Below are 20857 nucleotides of genomic sequence, written 5' to 3' on the forward strand. Positions count from 1 at the left end.
CAGGGTCCAGCCGCAGCCCCGCCCGCGCGGCGCAGCGCGTATCGCCCGCCTCGCAGGTCAGCGCATCGAGCGCGCGCAGCCGTTCCGACGCCCCGGCCGCAGGACGCAGGCCGAACCCGAGCGCGCCAAGACAGGCGATCACCGCCACCCCCAGCATCAGACCCGCGGACCAACCCAAGACACACCTCGCGAAAACACCGTTCCGCGTCACCTTCGCCCCGAAGCCGTAAAGAAAGCGTTATCCCGCGTCGATCCGCCGATGCATCAGCACCAGGTCGATCTCGCGCCCGAACTTGCGCCCCGCGCCGGGCACGCGGCCGACCTCGGCGAACCCGCGCGCGGCATGGAACGCCAGCCCCCCGGCATTCTCCGCACTGATCCCGGCCACCAGCGCCGCGATCCCCCGCGAGGCGGCCTCCGCCGCCAGCGCATCCATCAGCGCCGCCCCCACGCCACGCCCGCGCGCGGCCTCTCCGACATAGACGGTATGCTCAGCCACATGCGCATAGCCCGGCCCGCCCCGGAACGCGCCGTAGCTGGCGAAGCCGAGCACCCCCGGTCCCCGCGCCACCAGCACCGGCCACCCTGCGTCCCCTTGCGCGCCCAGCCAGTCCCGCAGCCCCGCCTCGGTCTTGCGCGCGCTGGTGAAGGTGATCGTCGTCTCCTCGATGATCCGGTTCCACAAGGCCCCGATCGCGGGCAGGTCCGCCTCGCGCGCCGCGTCGATCTCCACCCGCATCGGCTTTACCTTCCGTTCCCGCCGGTCCAAGACTAGGGCGCAATTCGAGCCGGAGGAAGACATGAGCGGTGCCTGGGATTTCTGGATCGACCGTGGCGGCACCTTCACCGACATCGTTGCGCGCGACCCCGAGGGCGCGCTGCACACCGCCAAGCTCCTGTCCGAAAACCCCGAACAATACGAGGATGCCGCCCTCGAAGGCATCCGCCGTTTCCTCGATGTGGACGGCGCCATCCCGCTCGCCCGCGTGGCCTCCGTCAAGATGGGCACCACCGTCGCGACCAACGCCCTGCTGGAGCGCAAGGGCGACCGCACGGCCCTCGTCATCACCCGCGGCCTCGCCGACCAGCTGCGCCTCGCCTACCAGCACCGGCCGCGGCTTTTCGACCGGCACATCGTCCTGCCCGAGATGCTCTACGACCGCGTGATCGAGGCGGAGGAGCGCGTGCGCGCCGACGGCACGGTCGAGACGCCGCTCGACGAGGCGCGCCTGCGCACCGATCTCGAAGCCCTGCGCGCGGACGGCTTCGACGCGCTCGCCATCGTCTTCGTCCACGGCTACCGCCATACGGGGCACGAGGCCGCCGCCGCCCGCATCGCCCGCGATCTTGGCTTCGGGCAGGTCAGCGTCAGCCACGAGGTCTCCCCGCTGATGAAGATGGTCAGCCGCGGCGACACCACCGTGGTCGATGCCTACCTCTCGCCGATCCTGCGCCGCTACGTGGACCGGGTGGCGGACGCCTTCGACGGCGACCCGGCGGGCAAGCTGATGTTCATGCAATCCTCGGGCGGGCTGACCGATGCGCGGCTCTTCCAGGGCAAGGACGCGATCCTCTCCGGCCCCGCGGGCGGCGTGGTGGGCGCGGTGCGTACCAGCCAGATCGCGGGCTTCGACCGGATCATCGGCTTCGACATGGGCGGCACCTCCACCGATGTCTGCCACTTCGCGGGCGAGTACGAACGCGTGCTCAATACCGAGGTCGCGGGCGTGCGCATCACGGCGCCGATGATGAACATCCACACCGTCGCGGCGGGCGGCGGCAGCCTGCTGACCTTCGACGGCCAGCGCATGCGCGTCGGGCCCGAAAGTGCCGGCGCCGATCCCGGCCCCGCCTGCTACGGCCGCGGCGGCCCGCTCGCCGTCACGGACGCCAACGTGATGACCGGCAAGCTGCGGCCCGAATTCTTCCCCGCCATCTTCGGCCCCGACGCCGACCGCCCGCTCGATGCGGACGCGACGAAGGCGGCCTTCGACGCGCTGGCGGCGGAGACCGGCAAGACGCCCGAGGAACTCGCCGACGGCTTCCTGCGCATCGCGGTCGAGAACATGGCCAACGCCATCAAGAAGATCTCCGTGCAGCGCGGCTACGAGGTCTCGAAATACTGCCTGACCGTGTTCGGCGGCGCCGGGGCGCAACACGCCTGCGCCATCGCCGACACGCTGGGGATGAAGACCTGCCTGGTCCACCCCTTCGCCTCGCTGCTGTCAGCCTACGGCATGGGCCTCGCCGACATCCGCGCCGCCCGCCAGCAGGCGGTGGAAGCCCCGCTCGACGACCACAACCGGCTGGAGGCCGCGAATATCGTCGAGAGCCTGATGGCCAGGACCGCCGACGAGGTCGCCGCCCAGGGCGTTGCGGAAAACGCCATCCGCTTCGACAAGGTGCTCAATCTGAAGGTCAAGGGCACCGACACCGCGCTGCCCATCCCCTTCGCCCCGCTCGACGAATTGCATGCGAGCTTCGCCGAGGCGCACCGCCAGCGCTTCGGCTTCGCCCCCGGCGACGCGCCCCTGGTGATCGAGAGCGTCGCGGTCGAGGCGGTGGGCGAGGCCGCCGACCTCTCCGAACCTACCCACCCGACCGAGAAGCGCGCCGAGCTCTACGACACCGCGCTCGAAGCTCCGATCTACGCGGGCGGCTGGCACGACGCCCGCTTCGTCCGGCGCGAGGTCCTGCGCCCCGGCGACACCCTGACCGGCCCCGCCGTGCTGGTGGAGCCGCATACGAGCATCGTCATCGAGCCCGGCTGGCAGGCCCGCATCACCGCGCACGACCATGTCACCCTCCACCGCATCGAGGCGCGCGCCGACGCCCACGCCATCGGGACAGAAGCCGATCCGGTGATGCTGGAGGTCTTCAACAACCTCTACATGTCCATTGCCGAGCAGATGGGCGCCGTGCTGGAGAACACCGCCGCCTCCGTCACCATCAAAGAGCGCCTCGACTTCTCCTGCGCCGTGTTCGACGCGGCCGGGGACCTGATCGCCAACGCGCCGCACATGCCCGTCCACCTCGGCTCGATGGGCGCGAGCGTGAAGGCCATCATCGCCCAGAACCCCGACATGGGGCCGGGCGACGTCTACGTCCTCAACGCCCCCTATAACGGCGGCACCCACCTCCCCGACATCACTGTGGTGCAGCCGGTGTTCTCCGACGACGGCGAGCTCCTCTTCTTCACCTCCGCCCGCGGGCACCACACCGATGTGGGCGGCCTCACCCCCGGCTCCATGCCGCCCGACAGCCGCACCATCCACGACGAAGGCGCGCTGATCGACAACTGGAAGCTGGTCGATGGGGGTGAATTCCGGGAGGCGGAGACCCGCGAGCTCCTCCTCTCCGCGCAGCACCCCGTCCGCGCCGTCGATACCAACATCGCCGACCTCAAGGCGCAGGTGGCGAGCTGCGAGAAGGGCGCGCAGGAACTGCACCGCATGGTCACGCTCTTCGGCCTCGACGTGGTGCAGGCCTACATGACCCACGTGCAGGCCAATGCCGAGGAATGCGTGCGCCGCGCGATCGAGACGCTGCACGACGCCGAATACACCTACCCGATGGATCCCGATTTCGACGGCAATCCGCGCGAGATCCGGGTGAAGATCACCGTGGATCGCGACGCGCGCACCGCCACGGTCGATTTCACCGGCACCACCGCGCAGCTCGCCACCAACTACAACGCGCCCGAGCCGGTGACGATGGCCGCCGTGCTCTACGTCTTCCGCCTGCTGGTCGACGACGACATACCGATGAACGAAGGGGTGATGAAGCCGCTGAAGGTCGTGCTGCCCAAGGGCACCATGCTCTCGCCCGAATACCCGGCCGCGGTGATCGCCGGGAACGTGGAAACGAGCCAGGCCGTCACCTCCGCCCTGCTGCTTGCGCTGGGCGTGCAGGCGGCGGCGCAATCCACCATGAACAACACCACCTGGGGCAACGCGACCTACCAGTATTACGAGACGATCTGCGGCGGCTCGGGTGCGGGGCGACTCACCGACGGCACCGGCCATCCCGGCACCGGCGGGGTGCACACACACATGACCAATTCGCGCCTGACCGACCCGGAGGTGCTCGAATGGCGCTTCCCGGTCGTGCTCGACGAATTCTCCTTGCGCGACGGCTCTGGCGGTGCGGGGCAGTTCGCGGGGGGCGACGGCACGCGGCGGCGCATCCGCTTCCTGGAGGATATGACCCTCGCCATCCTCTCCGGCCACCGCGTCACGCCCCCGCCGGGATTGGAACGCGGCAGCCCCGGCGCGCTGGGCCGCGTCCGCATTACCCGCGCCGACGGATCCGAGGACGAGCTGCGCTCCGCCGACCGGACGGAGATGAAACCGGGCGACACCTACTGGCTCGACACCCCCTCCGGCGGTGGGTTCACGCCGGGGTAGAAAAGCCAAGCCCCGGCCCCCGAGCCGGGGCCGCTCACGACCGGCTTCCCAGCGCGGAATCAAGCCGAAGGCGCCGCGCATCGCCGGGCCGCCCCCCGGCACGGCGATTTGGCCGATGGAGGCGCGACGCCGCGAGGTCACACGGACTTGGCTGCCATGAAGTGTCACGAACCACCGTCGGATCGCCGCACCGCGGCCCGCCGATGCGCGGCTTAAAGCTCGGCCCCCCGCAGCCCGCTCCTGCTACGAGCCGCGATCGCACTTACCCCGAAGTTCTGTGGAGCGGGTTGAAAGCCAAGATCGAAGTGTTCGGCCCACCTACTTTTGCAGCGATCGTATGATACCGACGAGGATCAGGCCAATCGGAATCCAGAGAAACGTGTACAGAACGAAATAGCCTGGATTGGAGACGAGATAGAGAAGCCCTCCGATATCAACTCCGAACTGCCTGCATTCTTCAGGCCCACGTGCCGATACGACGCAGCCTCCAAGACGTGCGAGCAGAAGAAGCGCGAAAACGATGACACCCAGAACGGCCGGCCAGAATACGATCAGTGCGGCGACGGATCCCGGCAGCTCTTTCTTTCTATCTCTCAATCAACGATCTCCTTACATATGCCTTGAACACTCACCGAAGTGAGGCAGCCCCAGCCTTTCAAACAAAGTAACTGAGAATATATTGGCCTAAATCCCCACAGAACTTCAAATTCTGAAACTACATCCTCAACATTCCAATTATGATACGTGATTCCCCTGACCGAGGTGTCGGCGGTCAAAAAGCTCGAATTATCATAATCGTGAAGCGGCCTACATATTTCGAAGAGCTCCTCTTGGTCTCTATGAATTATCTCGGCTCGGCGCTCAGCATCAAATATCGCGACAACTTGAAACGCTATAACGCCAGAAATCGCTAATAGACCGACAAGAAAAAGTTTTCTAAAGCTCGCTGGCATCACTGAATAAAACGTTTTGGTTTGGAAAATAATCACCCCGAGATGCGTCGATACCCTTATCGTACGAGAACGCTAACGACGTTGCTAAGCAGGAAAATGGCTTTCCTTTAAACTTCATGGGTAACTTCATACCTACTTCTTCAAATTATGCCGTTACGAGCTAGGCAAAGAGCTATCGCGATGAGCGTGCAGTGGCAAACATCATTACCGTGTCTCCAACCTAGATGTCCGAAATCGCTTCTGTTGCGCTTGAACCTACCAAGATCTGCGTTAAACTGGACCTTCCGAAATATCATGTCGCTCGCACGACGGGTTGTAAACTGATGGCGTATGAGGCCGCAATGCGGACATTGCATTGCAGCCGACGTCTCCAAAACCCAATACTACCGCTTCCAATTTTGACACCCCCATCCCCCGCCTCATATCAACCTCCACACGAAAGCGAGGACCAGATGGCCGGCGGATGGACGCGTGACGGAGCCGTAACAGAACAGATCGACGCCTCGATCGCCGAGGAGCTCGAACGGATGAAGGCGCGGCGACGCCCCGTCGGAGCCAGCCTCACCCATTGCGCGGAATGCGAGGAGCCGATCCCCGAGGCCCGCCGCGCGGCGATCCCCGGCGTGAAGCTCTGCATGGACTGCCAGAGGGAGCGTGACGCCCGCTACAAGGGGCGCGCGGGGATCAATCGCCGTGGCTCGAAGGACAGCCAGCTCAAGTGACCCCTGCCTCCAGACCCAGCGCGGATCACGTCGCCGTCCCGCACCGCCGCCCGTGACCTGTCGCCCCCTGTCCCGCAGGCGGGAGAGGGCCGGGGTGAGGGCGCATCCCGCCCCCGTAAACCTTCCCTAACGCGAATACCCGAGCCATTCAGTCGCCATACGCAAGCCATACGCCTGCCATACGCAACGCAGCCCCCATTCGGAGACATTAACCAAATGCACCTGACCGTTTACCTCTCCGGCGAGATCCATACCGACTGGCGCGACGAAATCGCCTCCCAGGCCGCCGATCTCGACGTCACCTTCACCGCGCCGGTGACCGATCACGCCGCCTCCGACGACTGCGGCGTCGCCATTCTCGGCGCTGAATCCGACAAGTTCTGGCACGACCGAAAGGGCGCAAACCTTAACGCCATACGCACCCGTAAAGCGATCGAGGACGCGGACGTGGTCGTCGTCCGCTTCGGCGAGAAATACCGCCAGTGGAACGCCGCCTTCGACGCGGGCTACGCCGCGGCCTTGGGCAAGTCCCTGATAATCCTGCACCAATCCGACCATGCCCACGCGCTCAAGGAAGTGGACGCCGCCGCCGATGCGGTCTGCGAGACACCGGCTCAGGTCGTCGCGACGTTGCGATACGTCCTGACCGGTCGCTTGCCCGGTTAACCCTTTCCTGCAACGCTTCCCGGCAAAAAGACCGACCGGGAGGCAGACATGGAATTCGACTACGTGATCGTCGGCGGAGGCTCCGCCGGCTCCGTCATGGCCGGACGGCTCAGCGAGGATCCGAACACCACCGTCTGCCTGATCGAGGCGGGCGGCAAGGGCCGCGACCTCTTGATCCGCGCCCCCCTCGGCATCATCGGCATGGTCCACGGCCGCGGCCGCATCAACAACTACGCCTACCGCACAACACCCCAACCCGGCCTGAACGGACGGCGCGGGCATCAGCCGCGCGGGCGCGCACTGGGCGGAAGTTCGGCAATCAACGCAATGCTTTACGTGCGCGGGCACCCGTCGGACTACGACGACTGGGCCGCGGCGGGTGCGACCGGCTGGGGCTGGTCCGACGTGCTGCCCTGGTTCCTGAAATCCGAAGGCAACGCCCGCGGCGCCTCCGAACTGCACGCCGCCGACGGGCCGCTCAAGGTCTGCGACCAACGCAGCCCACGGGCCATCAGCCAAGCCTTCCTCGACGCGGCGGAGGAGCTGCAACTGCCCCGCACCGACGATTTCAACGGCGCGGAGCAGGAGGGCGTCGGCCTCTACCAGGTCACGCAATACGGCAGCGGCCCCCGCGCGGGCGAGCGGTGCTCGGCAGCCTCCGCCTATCTCTTCGACCATCTCGACCGTCCGAACCTGCACGTCATCACCCGCGCGCGGGTCGAGCGCATCGACTTCGACGGCCGCCGCGCCACCGGCGTCACCTACTCGAAAGCCGGACAGAGAACCGTCACCGCAAGGCGCGAGGTCATCCTCAGCGCGGGCGCCTTCGGCACGCCGCAATTGCTGCAGGTCTCGGGCGTAGGTCCCGCGGACTACCTGCGCCAGCACGGCATCGAGGTGATCCACGACGCGACCGAGATCGGCGAGAACCTGCAGGACCATCTCGACTTCATCCTCGCCTACAAGACCGAGGACACCACCGGCCTCGGCCTCGGCCTCGCGGGCACCCGTCACCTGATCCGCGAGATCGCCCGCTGGCGGCGCGACGGCACCGGCCTGGTCGCCAGTCCCGGCGCAGAGGCGGGGGCCTTCCTCAAGACCGATCCGGGCCTAGATCGCCCCGACATCCAGCTGCATTTCGTGCCCGCCATCGTCGACGAGCACGCGCGCAAGCTGCATCTGGGCTACGGCTTCTCCTGCCATGTCTGCGTGCTGCGCCCCGCCTCGCGCGGGACGGTGCGCCTGCGGTCGGCCCGGATGAAGGACGCGCCCCTGATCGACCCGGCCTATCTCGCGCATCCGGCCGACGGCGAGGGGCTCCTGAAGGGGGCGAAGCTGATGCGGCGCATCATGGACACGCCCGCGATGCGCAAGTGGCGCACCAGGGAAATCTATACGGACGGCGTGGCGGACGAAGATCTCATGCACCACATCCGAGCGCGCGCCGACACGATCTACCACCCGGTCGGCACCGCACGGATGGGCACCGATGCAGGTGCGCCCTGCGATCCCGAGGGCCGCGTCAACGGCGTCGAGGGGCTTCGCGTCGTGGACGCGTCGCTGATGCCGACGCTGATCGGCGGCAACACCAACGCGCCGACCATCATGATGGCGGAAAAGATCTCGGCGGCCATGCGCGCGGGCCGAGGGTAGATACCGGGGGACCAGTCCCCCGGACCCCCTGAGGATATGGGATATTTGCACGAAGAAGAAGCTGCGAAACACATCCTTAACCTCTGCGTGCCATATGGGGAGTGGGGTACAGCCGGGGACGGCGATGACCGCCGAAGGAGAAGGCTCCCCGCCCGAACCGGTGCCGGGGAGCCCGCCTGCCTTCTTCTTCGCGGCAAATATCCTCGCGCGGCAGCGCGAAACCGCGTCTAGGGTTGTGCGGTCGCAGCCCCGCGATGTCCGCTAACATCGGGTCTGGTAGGGCGGCTGCCCTGCGGTGACCCGTCGCGCATTCGGCAGGCGAGGCGGACGGCCTCAATTGGCCGGAGGGGCCGGACGACTGGCGCGATCGCGTCGTCCAGCGCTGGCGTCGGTCGCACCGCTCGGTGCAGGCGCAGCGGAATGGTCGGCGGCATCCGGCCCGGTCGTCGGCATCGTTGCGCGGCGTTCGGTCCGCGTCGATCGATCGACGCGGCGCCAAGGGTGCGCCACGTTGCGCGACCCTCTGCCGGTCAGCCGTCGCGCGCCGGAATATTCACGGCCTTCCGGCTCGCCGGTCGGGAGGATTGCATGTCGAGATAGCGCGTCACGTTCGCGAACCCGTCGAGGCCCAGCACCTCCTCGCCGCCGTAGAAGCCGATCACCTTGATCCAGGGCCAGATCGCCATGTCGGCGATGGTGTACTCGCCCGCCGCCACGTAGTCGCGCCCGCCGAGATGCGCGTCGAGCACGCCGAGCAGCCGCTTCGCCTCGTTCGTGTAGCGGTCCTTCGCGTAATCGTCCGAGGTCTTGTCCGCGGCCATCTTGTAGAAATGCCCGAACTGCCCCATCATCGGCCCCAGCCCGCCCATCTGGAACATCAGCCATTGCAGCGTCTCGTAGCGCGCGGCGGGGTCGGCGGGCAGGAATTTCCCCGACTTCTCCGCGAGATAGACCAGGATGGCCCCGCTTTCGAACAGCGGCAGCGGCGCGCCACCCGGCCCGTCGGGGTCGATGATCGCGGGGATCTTGTTGTTGGGGTTGAGCGCCAGGAATTCCGGCGTCATTTGGTCGTCGTCCATGATCGAGATCTTGTGCGCCTCGTAGGGCAACCCGCTCTCCTCCAGCATCGCCGACACCTTGATGCCGTTGGGCGTCGGGAAGGAGTAGAGCTGGATGCGGTCGGGATGCTGCGGCGGGCGCAGCTTCGTGATCGGGTGGTCGGTCAGGGCGGTCATGGCGTGTCCTTTCGTCCGTTCGCCTTGCCACTTAGGTGCGGGACGCGCTACGCCAACGGGGCGATCGGGAAACGATGTGTTCACCCCCGCCGGGGCGAGGGGGCGCGGCGTCGATGGACCGGACGGCGACACCAGCAAGAGGGGGCAGGGATGCTCGACGAGTTCAAGAAGTTCATCGCCAAGGGCAATGTCATGGACATGGCCGTCGGCATCATCATCGGCGCGGCCTTCACCGCGATCGTGCAATCGGTGGTCAAGGACCTGATCAACCCGTTCGTCGGCATCTTCACCGGCGGGATCGACTTCACCAACCTGTTCGTGGAGCTCGACGGATCGGACTATGACAGCCTCGTCGACGCGCAGGAGGCGGGGGCCGCGGTCTTCGCCTATGGCTCGTTCATCAACGCCTGCATCAACTTCCTCATCATCGCCTTCGTCGTGTTCCTGCTGGTCAAGGGCGTGAACCGGGTGAAGGAGCAGTTCGCGCAGGAGGAGGACTCGATCCCGCCCGGCCCCGCCGGCCCCACGACCGAGGACCTGCTGGCGGAGATCCGCGACCTACTGGCCAAGCGCGACGGCCCGGCCGCTTGATTTCGAGTATTTGAGCCAATCCGAAGGGGCGCGGCACCGGACCGCGCCCTTTGGATCCTTGGAATGGCGATCACAGGATGTCGGCGGGCGCCGTGAAGTCGAGCCCCTGCGCGCGCGCCACCGGCGCGTTCGTGATCTTGCCCGCATGCACGTTCAGCCCCTCGGCCAGATGCGGATCGTCCGTGCAGGCCTGCCGCCAGCCCTTGTCCGCCAGCGCCAGCACGAAGGGCATCGTCGCGTTGCCGAGCGCGATGGTCGAGGTGCGCGCGACGGCGCCGGGCATGTTGGCCACGCAGTAATGCACGATCCCGTCGACCTCGTAGATCGGGTCGTCATGCGTCGTCGGCTTCGAGGTCTCGAAGCAGCCGCCCTGGTCGATGGCGACGTCGACCAGCACCGCGCCGGGCTTCATCGTGACGAGGTCCGCGCGCGACACGAGCTTGGGCGCCTCGGCACCGGGGATCAGCACCGCGCCGATCACCATGTCGGCCTGCGCGATCTCTTCCGCCACCGCGGCCGGGCTTGCATAGCGGGTGCGGAACTGGCTGGAGAACATGTCGTCGAGCGCGCGCAGCCGCGGCAGCGACAGGTCTAGCACGGTGACCCGCGCGCCCATCCCGGCCGCTATCCGGGCCGCGTGGGTGCCCACCACGCCGCCGCCGATCACCGCGACTTCCGCCGGGCCGACGCCGGGCACGCCGCCCATCAGCACGCCGCGCCCGCCATTGGCCTTTTGCAGCGACCACGCGCCGACCTGCGGCGCGAGACGGCCCGCGACCTCGGACATCGGGGCGAGCAGGGGCAGGCCGCCGGTGCGGTCCGTCACCGTCTCGTAGGCGATGCAGGTCGCGCCGGATTTCATCAGGTCATGTGTCTGCGCCTCGTCGGGCGCGAGGTGGAGATAGGTGAACAGAACCTGCCCGTTGCTGAGGCGGCGACGCTCCTCGGCTTGCGGCTCCTTCACCTTGACGATCATCTCGGCGGCGAAGACCGCGTCAACGTCGCCGATCTGGGCCCCCGCCGCGCGGTAGGCGTCATCCTCGAACCCCGCGCCGAGGCCTGCGCCCGCCTCCATCGTCACCTTGTGCCCGCGTGCGACCAGCGCCTGCACGGCGGCGGGCGTCAGGCCGACGCGGAATTCCTTGACCTTGATCTCCCTGGGGCAACCGACATGCATGTGAACCTCCTGTCGCTGTTTTGCCTACGGTGACAGGGAACCGGCGAAAGGTGCTTGCAAAGATGTGGCGCGTGGGGCCCCTGCGTGCGAAGGATCGTGCATCGAAGCGGCTTGAGCCGGGAGAATCTGCCGATGATCGAGTTCGACGCGCAAGACCTGAAGCTGCTGACCCTGCTGCAGCGCGACGGGCGGCTGACCAATGCGGCGCTGGCCGAGGCGGCGCACCTGTCACCCTCCGCCTGCCACAGGCGCGTGCGGCGGCTGGAGCAGGCGGGCGTCATCGCGGGCTACGGCGCGCGGCTCGACCCGGCGGCGATCGGGCGCAAGGCGGTGGTCTTCGTGGAAATCACGCTGGCGGGGCAGAGCGAGGAGGTGCTCGACGCCTTCGAGGCCGCCATCGCCCGCGTGCCGGACGTCGTGGAATGTCACCTGATGGCGGGGGCCGCCGATTACCTCGCAAAGGTCATGGCTGCCGACAGCGAGGATTTCGCCCGCATCCACCGCCAGCATCTCAGCCGCCTGCCCGGCGTCGCGCAGATGCAGTCGAGCTTCGCCCTGCGCACCGTGCGCGCGGGGCGCGAACTGCCGTTGCCTCAGACCAGCCAGAGCAGGAGGTAGAGCGCGCCCATGCCGCCCAGGATCGCGCCCAGCGTGTTGCGCGTCGCCGCCCCGATGGCGAGCGCGGCCAGCGCCGCCCCGATCCGGGCGGCATCGGGTTCGCCCCCCGTCGCCGCAGGCCAGACGACCAGCGGCGCGACCAGCCCCGGCATGACGGCGACCGGCACGTAGCGCAGAAGCCGCATCGCCCAGTCCGGGAAACGCTTGCCCGCCATCAGGCCGAGGAAGGAGAACCGGATCAGGAAGGTGCCGATCCCCATCAGCACGATGACGGTCCAGACGGTCGCGGGATCGAACGCGCCGCTCATGCCTGTGCCCTCCGCTCCAGCGCGATCTCGGTCGCGGCCCCCGCACACATCGCGACCGCAGCGGCGACCATCAGGCCCAGCGAGTAGGGCACCCAGACGAGCGCCAGCGCCACGATCACCGACACGATGGCCGCGACCAGATGCGGCAGGCTGCGCAGGGCCGGGGCCACCAGCGCGATGAAGGTGATCGGCACCGCGAAGTCGAGCGCGTATTCCGGCGGGATCGCGCTGCCCACCAGCACGCCGACCAGCGTGAATCCGTACCACAAGGGCGCGATGGGGAGCATCACCCCCATGAAATAGGCGAACTTGGCCGCGACCGACGCGCCCGGCTCCGCCTCGTATTTCAACACCGCGGCGGCATAGGACTGATCGACCAGGAAATAGGCGGCCAGCGCCTTCTTCCATGTCGGCAGGCCACCCAGATGCGTGCTCATCGACGCGGAATAGAGCATCATGCGCAGGTTCACGGCGAGCGCCGTCGCCACGATGATGGCGATCGGCGCGCCATCCTCCAGCAGCGCGACGGCGGTGAACTGCGCCGCGCCCGCGATGACCAGCACGGTCATGGCCATCGTCTCGAGCAGGGTCAGCCCGGTCTCGGTCGCGACCACTCCGAACAGCAGGGCGAAGGGTGTGACCACCAGCGTGAAGGGCAGCCCGTCGCGCGCCCCGCGCCAGAACCAGCGTGTCACCTGCGTCATTGGCCTGCACCTCTCGAATCCGCGCGGACTATCGCGCCGGGGGCGGGCAGGCTCAAGCGCTCGATTGTGCGGGTCACGATCAGCGGCGCTGATGAGAGACCGGGCATGGACAAGCGGGCCGCACTGTTCCTATCTCGGGGGGATGAGCGATCCGCGCGACATACCGCCCGACCGGCAGGTCGGCCTGATCCACGGGCTGGGCCGGGGGCCGGGCTCGATGTTGCTGATGGCCAACCGGCTGCAGGCGGCGGGGTTCACCTGCTTCACGCTCAACTACCGCTCCCGCCACGTGGTGCCGGGGGAGGCGATGGCCGATCTCGACGCGCAGATCGCGCGGGCGGCGCCTGCGGGCTGCCACCTCGTCGGGCATTCGCTGGGCGGCGTGCTGTCGCTGCGGCTGAAGCTGGCCGATCCCGCGCGTATCCACCGGGTGGTGCAGCTCGGCTCGCCCAATCTCGGGTCGCCGATGGCGGCGTTCCTGAGTGACGTGAAGATGGTGGCGAACCTGATGGGACCGGCGCTGCACCGCATCGCCGCCGCGGACATGGGGCTGAGCGAGCTGCCGCGCGAGGTCGCGCGCGATCTGGGGATCATCGCGGGCTCCGCGCCCGTCGACCGGCTCTCGGCGCTCTGGGGGATCGAGGAGCCGTCCGACGGCATGGTGCCGCTCTCCTCCGCGCTCGGGGTGGACCATGCCGACGCGCTGATCACCAACACGATCCACGGGATGCTGCCCCTGTCGCTGGAGGCCGCCCGCCAGGTCGGCGCGTTCCTCGAACGGGGCGCCTTCGCCAAGGAGCGCGCATGACCTACCTGATCGGCCCCACGCCGCACGACACCCGCCTGACCCGCACCGTCACCGGCCACGACCACGAGGGGCGCGAGGTCGCCCTGCCAGTGGTGGAGGAGCGGCCCCTGACCATCTGGCTCAACTCCCAGCAGATCGTCACCGCCATGACCATCGGCGACCATCCCGAATGGCTGGCTGTGGGCTACCTCGCCAACCAGGGGATGCTGCTGCCCGAGGACGAGATCACCGCCGTCGAGTTCGACGACGAGGTCGAGGCCGTGGTGGTCCGCACCGCGCGAGAGACGGATTACGAAGCGAAGCTCGCCCGCGCCACCCGCACCTCCGGTTGCGCGGTCGGCACGGTGTTCGGCGATATGATGGAGGGGCTGGAGGACGTGCGCCTGCCCGACCTGACCGTGCGCACCTCCGAGCTCTACGCGCTGGCCAAGCAGATCAACACCACCCCGAGCCTCTACCTGGAGGCAGGCGCGATCCACGGCACGGTGCTGTGTCAGGGCGATCAACCGCTGGTCTACATGGAGGATGTCGGGCGCCACAACGCGGTGGACAAGATCGCGGGCTGGATGCGGATGGAGGGGATCGCGGCCTCGGACAAGCTGCTCTACACCACCGGGCGACTGACCTCCGAGATGGTCATCAAGACCGCCCTGATGGGCATTCCCGCGCTCGCCAGCCGTTCGGGCTTCACCGCCTGGGGGGTGGAGATCGCGAACCGCGTCGGCCTCACACTCATCGGGCGGCTGCGCGGGCGGCGGTTCGTCTGCCTCGCGGGCGAGGCGCGGCTGGAGCGGGACGCCGACCTCTCCGCCGTCCCCGACGAGCCGCGCAAGGCTGGAAGGAAGGGCAGCGCATGAGCGGGCGCGCGCAGATCGCGGGCGTGATCCTCGCGGGCGGGGAGGCACGGCGCATGGGCGGTGGCGACAAGGGGCTGCTGGATTTGGGCGGCCGCCCGATCCTCGCCCATGTGATCGAGCGGCTGGCCCCGCAGGTCGCCGCACTCGCGCTCAACGCCAATGGCGACCCGGCGCGTTTCGCCGAATACGACCTGCCGGTGATCGCGGATGCGGACGACACGCGCCCCGGCCCGCTGGCCGGTGTGCTGGCGGGCATGGACTGGGCGGCGGGGCAGGGCTTCGACTGGATCGCCACCGCCGCCGCCGACACGCCGTTCTTCCCGTGCAATCTGGTGGACGGGCTGTGGCTGGGGGCCGTGTCCGAACGCAGCCCGCTCGCCCGCGCCGAGACGCCGCGCGACGGCGGCGGCTTCGACCGGCATCCCACCTTCGGCCTGTGGTCCACCGCCCTGCGCGACGACCTGCGCGCGGCACTGGCGGAGGGCACGCGCAAGGTCGTCGCCTGGACCGATCCGCATGGCTGCGCGCGCGTCAGCTTCGACGGCGAGGACCCGTTCTTCAACGTCAACACGCCCGAAGATCTGGAAAGGGCCCGCGCGCGATGAGGCTCTACGGCATCACCGGCTGGAAGAATTCCGGCAAGACCACGCTGATGGAGCGGCTGGTGACCGAGATCACCGGGCGCGGCCTCACCGTCTCGACCGTCAAGCACGCGCATCACAGCTTCGACGTCGATCATCCGGGCAAGGACAGCCATCGGCACCGGGTCGCGGGGGCGTCGCAGGTGCTGCTCTCCTCCCGCAACCGCTGGGCGCTGATGAGCGAGCTGCGCGGTGCGGAGGAACCGCCGCTCGCCGAGTTGCTCGCCCGGCTCGACCCGGTCGATCTGGTGCTGGTCGAGGGCTACAAACGCGACCGCCACCCAAAGGTCGAGGCGCACCGCACCGCCACCGGCCAGCCTCTGATCGCGCGCGAGGACGATACGATCCGGGCGGTGGCGAGCGACGCCGCGCCCGAGGGACTTGCCGTGCCGGTCCTGCCGCTCGACGACACGCGTGCCATTGCCGAATTCATTCTGGCGGAGGTGGGCCTGTGAGGTTCGACACGATCCTCGCGGTGGACTGGTCGGCGCGCAACAGCCCCAGTCCCGCCAAGCCCACCAAGGACGCGATCTGGATCGGCATCGCCACGCGCGAGGGAGCCGAGGAGCCGGTCTACCTGCGCACCCGCGCCGCCGCGATCGACTGGATCGCGCGGCGCATCGATGTGGAGCGGGCGGCGGGTCGCCGCATCCTCATCGGCTTCGACTTCGCCTTCTGCTGGCCGCGCGGTCTGGCCCGCGCGCTGACCGGGCGCGACGAGGCGCTGGCGCTGTGGGACTGGCTCGCCGCGCGGATCGAGGATGCGGACGACAACGCCTCCAACCGCTTCGACGTGGCCGAGGCGATCAACGCGGCGCTGCCCGGCACCGGCCCCTTCTGGTCGAAGAGCCACCGCGACCGTCACCCGGCGATTCCCTACAAGGATACCCGCGACGGCCATGGCCTGCCCGAACGCCGCGCGACCGACGCGGGCGGGGCCTTCCCGGTCTGGCAACTGGCGGGCGCGGGGGCGGTCGGCTCGCAAAGCCTGCTCGGCGTCCCGCGCCTCGCCGCGCTGAGGGCCGGGACCGGGGCGCAAGTCTGGCCCTTCGACACGGGCGGGCAGGTGCCCGAGGCGGACGTGGTGATCGCCGAGATCTATCCCGGCCTGTTTCGCGACCGCGTCGCCGCCGCGATCAAGACCGACGAGGTTCCCGACCGCGCGCAGGTCCGCGTGACCGCCACCCACCTCTCGGATCTCGACCGTAAAGGCGACCTCGCCCGCCTCATGGACCTCAGCGCAGCCCCCCGCGAGGTGGTGGTCGAGGAGGGCTGGGTGCTTGGCCTTCCCTTCGAGGCCCCCGCCACCCCCCTGCGCAACGACTGCTTCGCCCTGCCTCCGGGGGTGGACTGGACGCCGGTGGACGTCGCGCTCGACCGGCTGCGCGCGGGCCTCGACCCGGTGGCGGGGATCGAGAGCGTCGCGGCCGATCGTGCCGGGGGACGCATCCTCGCCGAGCCGGTCCATGCCGTGCGCGACAACCCGAACGTCGCCAATTCGGCGGTGGACGGCTACGCCTTTGCCTTCTCCGAGGGGCCGCAGGACCTCGCCCTGCAATCGGGCCGGGCGGCGGCGGGCGCGCCCTTCGACGGGACCGTCGCCCCCGGCCACGCCTTGCGCATCCTCACCGGGGCCGCCGTGCCGGAGGGTGCCGACACGGTCGTGCTGCAGGAGGACGTGACCCGAGACGGCGACCGCCTCCGCTTTGCCGCCGGGCTGAAGCGGGGCCGCAACATCCGCCCCGTGGCGGAGGATTTCGCCAAGGGCGATACGCTGCTGGCCGCGGGCCACCGCCTGCGGGCGCCCGATCTCGCCCTGCTCGCCGCGTCTGGGCAGGCCCGCGTCCATGTCCGCGCGCCGCTGCGGGTGGCGGTGATGTCCACGGGCGACGAGCTCGGCCCCGACGGCACGCCCGATGCCAACCGCCCCATGCTCCTGTCGCTGATCGAGCGCTGGGGGATGCAGGCGATCGACCTCGGTATCGTCCCCGACCGGGCGGAGGCGGTGCGCGCGGCCCTCGATCGCGGGGCCGAGGCGCAGGCCATCCTGACCACCGGCGGTGCGTCGGCGGGAGACGAGGATCACGTCTCCGCCACCCTGCGCGCGGCAGACGCGCTCACCACCTGGCGCATCGCGGTCAAGCCGGGCCGACCTCTGGCGATGGGCCTGTGGCGTGGCGTGCCTGTCTTCGGCCTGCCGGGCAACCCGGTCGCGGCCCTCGTCTGCGCGCTGATCTTCGCGCGGCCCGCGCTGATGCGGCTGGCCGGGGCGGACTGGACCGCGCCGCAAGGCATCACGCTGCCCGCCGCCTTCACCAAGGCCAAGAAACCGGGCCGCCGCGAATATCTGCGTGCGCGGATCGAGGACGGGGCCGTGCACGTCTACCCCTCCGAAGGCTCCGGCCGCATCCGGGGGCTGAGCTGGGCCGAGGGCCTGTGCGAACTGCCCGACGGCGCGCTCGACGTTACGCCCGGCACGCCCGTCACCTTCCTGCCCTACGCCGCCTTCGACCTCTGACCCCCCTTGCGCCTGCCGTCCGCGCTGGTAAGGGCAGGGCGAAAGGGGCTTTCCCATGACCCACCGCCTCGCGCCGGGACAGGCGCGCACCGCTCTCACCTATGCCGCGATCTTCGCCGCCCTCGGCGTGCACCTGCCGTTCTGGACGCTGTGGCTGAAGGAGTGGGGCCTCGGCGACGGGGCTATCGGCACCTTCACCGCCGCGGGCATGATCGTGCGGGTGATCGCCGGGCTGGCGTTGCCCGCGCTGGCCGACCGGATCGACAACCGGCGGCTGGTGCTGGGATCGGTCGCGGGCTTCGGCGCCTTCGCCTTCGCGGTGCACCACCTGATCAGCGACCAGTGGGTGCTGCTGATCGCGACGATGGCGACCGGCGCGGTCTTCGCGGGGTTGATCCCGCTCGGCGATGCGCTGGGCTCGGCGGCCGCGCGGGCCGGAGGGTTCTCCTACGCCCCCGCCCGCGCGATGGGCTCGCTCGCCTTCCTCGTGACCAGTCTCGCCGTGGGCTGGCTGATCCCGCGGGAGGGCATCTGGGTGGCGCAGGCCTGGATCGTCGTCAGCCTCGGCGCGACGCTGTGGCTGGGCCTCACCCATCCCGGCGGCGGCAAGGTCCGCTCCACCACGCCGCCCGACATGCGCGACCTCGCCCGCATGCTGAGCGCACGGCGCTTCCTCGTCTTCATCGGGGCCATCGGCTTCGCGCAGTCGAGCCACGCGGTCTACTACGCCTACGGCTCGCTGCACTGGCAGGCCCTCGGCGTGGGAGAGGCGGAGATCGGGCAGCTGTGGTCCTTCGGCGTGGCGATGGAGACGCTCTTGATGCTGGTCGCGGGAACCTGGCTGGTGACGCGCTTCGGCGCGGTCGGGGCCATCGCGCTGAGTGCGGCGGCGGGCGTGATCCGCTGGGGGCTGATGATGACCGACCCGACGGGCGCGGTGCTGTGGGCCGTGCAGGCGCTGCACGCGCTGACCTTCGCGGCGGGGCATCTGGGCGGCATCGCCTTCATCGCCGCCGCGGTGCCCGAGCGGCTGGCGGCCTCCGCGCAGGGCATGTTCAGCTCGGCCATCGGCGGCATCTTGGTGGCGCTGGGGATGCAGGCCGCGGCCTGGCTCTACCCGCTGGCGGGCGGGATGACCTACGGGCTCGCCGCGGTCATGTCGGCGGTGGGGCTGGTCTTCGCGCTGTGGCTGGGGCGGATCTGGCAGCCGGGGCAGGGCGTGGAGGGGTAGGCGCGCCGCGCAGCGTCGGGCCCGCGGTGTGGCGATCCTCGGTTTGTACCTGGCACTTCATGCCCGCCAAGTCCGCACGCTCCCACCGCTGCGCGCCTGCGTCAGCCGGATCGCCGTGCCGGAGGCGTGCTTTCAACACGACCGATGCGTGGCGCCTTCGGCTTGATTCCGCGCAAATGCACCGCTCCTATTCGAACGCGCCCGTCACCGTGCCCAGCAGCAGGAAGGCCCGGCCCGAGCGGGTCTCGACCAGCCGGGCGAGCTCGCCATCCTCCTGCGCGGCGCATTGCTCCTTCAGCCAGGCATCGAAATGGCGCAGGAAGTGCAGCCCGGTATCGCGCATGATCTCGTCCGAGCGCATGCGCCCGCGCACCGCCGCCAGCGCGTCCGCATCCTCGATGGCGGCGAGCCCGGCGATGGCCTCGCCCCGCTCCCCTTCGGCAAAGCGGCGCCATAGCGCGGGCTCGATGGGCCGCGGGTCGAGATCGTCCATGTAGACGCCGTCCTGCGACATCAGGTTCAGCACGTCCTCCGCCGCGCGCAGGATCAGCGCGAGCTGCCGGTCCTGCATCGCGCGGTGCATCGCATCGAAGCCCGCGCGGTCGTCGGCATCCTGCGGGAAGTTGAGCGCGCGCAGCACATCGGGCCAGTCCGGTGCCGCCTGAGGCTCGGGCGCGCCGTCGAGCGGCAGGTCGGGCTGGCCCGGCTCGGCTTTCGGCAAACGCCCCTTGCCCGGCGGCTCGGCCCCTTGCCGACGCGCGGGCGGGCGGGTCTCGGCCGAAGCCTCGGGCGTGGCCTCGCGCCGCTCCATGAGGGCGGCCAGCGCCTCGTCTGTGGCCTTCTGACGCTGGGCGAGTTTGCGGAACATCTGCTCGGCCTCCGACCGGGGCAGGCCCGCGGGCTGCGGCGGCGGTGCGACGGCTGCCTGCGGGGTCTCGGCGATCCGGCGCATGGCCATGGCCAGCAGACCGATCAGCCCGACCGGCACCACGGCGGCAAGCGCGCCGAACAGCATGTCGCCCGCGCCGGAAGCGACGCCGATCAGCCAGGCGCCGACCAGCAGCACCCAGGCCCCCGCGGCCACAGCCGCGATCCACCAACCGTTCCAGATATCCCGCATCGCCGTGCCCCCGCCGGACTGACCGTTACTTGTACGCGATCGAGACGACCTCGTAGCTGCGCGTGCCGCCGGGCGTGCGCACCTCGACGCTGTCGCCCTCGTCCTTGCCGATCAGGGCGCGGGCTAGGGGCGACTTCATGTTGAGCTTGCCCTTCTCGATATCGGCTTCCTGCTCGCCGACGATCTGGTAGGTCTTCTCCTCGTCCGTGTCCTCGTCCGCGATGGTCACGGTGGCGCCGAACTTGATGCTGCCCGACATCCTGGAGACCTTGATGACCTCCGCGCGGGAGATCACGCTCTCGAGTTCCTTGATCCGCCCCTCGATGAAGGACTGCTTCTCGCGCGCGGCGTGGTACTCGGCATTCTCGGACAGGTCGCCATGCTCGCGCGCCTCGGCGATCGCCTTGATGACGGCGGGACGTTCTTCGAGCTTCAGCTTCTTCAGCTCGGCATCGAGCCTTGCGAATCCCTGTTCCGTCAGGGGGACCTTCTCCATCTTTCTCTCCATTCAGAGTGCGGCTCTCGCGGGGTCCGGCCAGATGGGGCCGGGCCGCGGAACGTCAAAAGGGCCGCGCTTTCGCTGGCACGGCCCGTGACCCGACGATAGGTTCGCCGCAGGGCAGTTGCAAGGGACCGGCGCGGGGGCCGG

The 20857-nt window shown here is 69.2% G+C and carries 20 protein-coding genes; 12 read left to right on the forward strand and 8 right to left on the reverse strand.

Features of this window, described 5'->3' with window-relative positions; translation table 11 throughout:
* Window positions 1-238: 238 nt before the first annotated feature.
* Window positions 239-739: an N-acetyltransferase family protein gene (locus RX333_RS15105; RefSeq protein WP_316015788.1), complete on the reverse strand. Its 501-nt coding sequence runs from the start codon at window positions 737-739 to the stop codon at window positions 239-241.
* Window positions 740-800: 61 nt separating this feature from the next.
* Between RX333_RS15105 and RX333_RS15110 the strand changes: the two genes are divergently transcribed.
* The gene (locus RX333_RS15110; RefSeq protein ID WP_316015789.1) at window positions 801-4406 is read left to right on the forward strand and encodes a hydantoinase B/oxoprolinase family protein; all 3606 of its coding nucleotides are present in this window, start codon (window positions 801-803) and stop codon (window positions 4404-4406) included.
* A 318-nt stretch (window positions 4407-4724) separates the two neighbouring features.
* On the opposite strand, the gene RX333_RS15115 is transcribed toward RX333_RS15110, so the two are convergent.
* Entirely contained in the window at window positions 4725-5003 is a 279-nt protein-coding gene (locus tag RX333_RS15115) for a hypothetical protein (protein ID WP_316015790.1), read from the reverse strand.
* 808 nt (window positions 5004-5811) lie between these two features.
* Here RX333_RS15115 and RX333_RS15120 point away from each other — a divergent pair.
* From RX333_RS15120 to RX333_RS15130, 3 genes are all read left to right on the forward strand, one after another.
* A complete protein-coding gene (locus tag RX333_RS15120) occupies window positions 5812-6081 on the forward strand; it encodes a DksA/TraR family C4-type zinc finger protein (protein ID WP_316015791.1) in 270 nt (89 codons plus the stop codon).
* Window positions 6082-6297: 216 nt separating this feature from the next.
* On the forward strand, window positions 6298-6747 hold the full coding sequence (locus tag RX333_RS15125; RefSeq protein ID WP_316015792.1) for a YtoQ family protein: 450 nt from the start codon (window positions 6298-6300) through the stop codon (window positions 6745-6747).
* Between the two features lie 48 nt (window positions 6748-6795).
* Window positions 6796-8400, forward strand: coding sequence for a GMC family oxidoreductase (locus tag RX333_RS15130; protein ID WP_316015793.1), 1605 nt, complete (start codon window positions 6796-6798; stop codon window positions 8398-8400).
* Window positions 8401-8930: 530 nt separating this feature from the next.
* On the opposite strand, the gene RX333_RS15135 is transcribed toward RX333_RS15130, so the two are convergent.
* Entirely contained in the window at window positions 8931-9635 is a 705-nt protein-coding gene (locus RX333_RS15135; RefSeq protein ID WP_316015794.1) for a glutathione S-transferase N-terminal domain-containing protein, read from the reverse strand.
* A gap of 150 nt (window positions 9636-9785) precedes the next feature.
* Here RX333_RS15135 and mscL point away from each other — a divergent pair, with 150 nt between their 5' ends.
* Window positions 9786-10226, forward strand: coding sequence for a large conductance mechanosensitive channel protein MscL (gene mscL / locus RX333_RS15140; RefSeq protein WP_316015795.1), 441 nt, complete (start codon window positions 9786-9788; stop codon window positions 10224-10226).
* Between the two features lie 70 nt (window positions 10227-10296).
* Here mscL and ald read toward each other — a convergent pair whose 3' ends face one another.
* Window positions 10297-11403: an alanine dehydrogenase gene (gene ald, locus RX333_RS15145; RefSeq protein WP_316015796.1), complete on the reverse strand. Its 1107-nt coding sequence runs from the start codon at window positions 11401-11403 to the stop codon at window positions 10297-10299.
* A 135-nt stretch (window positions 11404-11538) separates the two neighbouring features.
* On the opposite strand from ald, the gene RX333_RS15150 reads away from it, so the two are divergent.
* Window positions 11539-12021, forward strand: coding sequence for an Lrp/AsnC family transcriptional regulator (locus tag RX333_RS15150; protein WP_316015823.1), 483 nt, complete (start codon window positions 11539-11541; stop codon window positions 12019-12021).
* On the opposite strand, the gene RX333_RS15155 is transcribed toward RX333_RS15150, so the two are convergent.
* Window positions 11997-12329, reverse strand: coding sequence for an AzlD domain-containing protein (locus tag RX333_RS15155; protein WP_316015797.1), 333 nt, complete (start codon window positions 12327-12329; stop codon window positions 11997-11999). The genes RX333_RS15150 and RX333_RS15155 overlap by 25 nt on opposite strands.
* Window positions 12326-13033: an AzlC family ABC transporter permease gene (locus tag RX333_RS15160; RefSeq protein WP_316015798.1), complete on the reverse strand. Its 708-nt coding sequence runs from the start codon at window positions 13031-13033 to the stop codon at window positions 12326-12328. The genes RX333_RS15155 and RX333_RS15160 overlap by 4 nt, the downstream gene beginning before the upstream one ends.
* Window positions 13034-13175: 142 nt before the next feature.
* On the opposite strand from RX333_RS15160, the gene RX333_RS15165 reads away from it, so the two are divergent.
* From RX333_RS15165 to RX333_RS15190, 6 genes are read left to right on the forward strand one after another with little or no spacing between them, the layout of a single operon-like run.
* Complete coding sequence (locus RX333_RS15165) at window positions 13176-13841, forward strand: esterase/lipase family protein (RefSeq protein ID WP_316015799.1); 666 nt, start codon at window positions 13176-13178, stop codon at window positions 13839-13841.
* Window positions 13838-14698: a formate dehydrogenase accessory sulfurtransferase FdhD gene (locus RX333_RS15170; protein ID WP_316015800.1), complete on the forward strand. Its 861-nt coding sequence runs from the start codon at window positions 13838-13840 to the stop codon at window positions 14696-14698. Before RX333_RS15165 ends, RX333_RS15170 begins: the two co-directional genes overlap by 4 nt.
* Entirely contained in the window at window positions 14695-15303 is a 609-nt protein-coding gene (mobA, locus tag RX333_RS15175; RefSeq protein WP_316015801.1) for a molybdenum cofactor guanylyltransferase MobA, read from the forward strand. The genes RX333_RS15170 and mobA overlap by 4 nt, the downstream gene beginning before the upstream one ends.
* Window positions 15300-15794, forward strand: coding sequence for a molybdopterin-guanine dinucleotide biosynthesis protein B (gene mobB / locus RX333_RS15180; RefSeq protein ID WP_316015802.1), 495 nt, complete (start codon window positions 15300-15302; stop codon window positions 15792-15794). The genes mobA and mobB overlap by 4 nt, the downstream gene beginning before the upstream one ends.
* Window positions 15791-17857 (forward strand): molybdopterin-binding protein, encoded by a 2067-nt coding sequence (locus RX333_RS15185; protein WP_316015803.1) that lies wholly within the window; start codon window positions 15791-15793, stop codon window positions 17855-17857. Before mobB ends, RX333_RS15185 begins: the two co-directional genes overlap by 4 nt.
* 55 nt (window positions 17858-17912) lie before the next feature.
* The gene (locus tag RX333_RS15190; protein ID WP_316015804.1) at window positions 17913-19088 is read left to right on the forward strand and encodes an MFS transporter; all 1176 of its coding nucleotides are present in this window, start codon (window positions 17913-17915) and stop codon (window positions 19086-19088) included.
* Between the two features lie 187 nt (window positions 19089-19275).
* Here RX333_RS15190 and RX333_RS15195 read toward each other — a convergent pair whose 3' ends face one another.
* Entirely contained in the window at window positions 19276-20208 is a 933-nt protein-coding gene (locus tag RX333_RS15195; protein ID WP_316015805.1) for a hypothetical protein, read from the reverse strand.
* Between the two features lie 25 nt (window positions 20209-20233).
* On the reverse strand, window positions 20234-20704 hold the full coding sequence (gene greA / locus RX333_RS15200; protein ID WP_316015806.1) for a transcription elongation factor GreA: 471 nt from the start codon (window positions 20702-20704) through the stop codon (window positions 20234-20236).
* Window positions 20705-20857: the final 153 nt, after the last annotated feature.

This window comes from Roseobacter sp. HKCCA0434 (assembly GCF_032464675.1).
GTDB lineage: Bacteria > Pseudomonadota > Alphaproteobacteria > Rhodobacterales > Rhodobacteraceae > Pontivivens.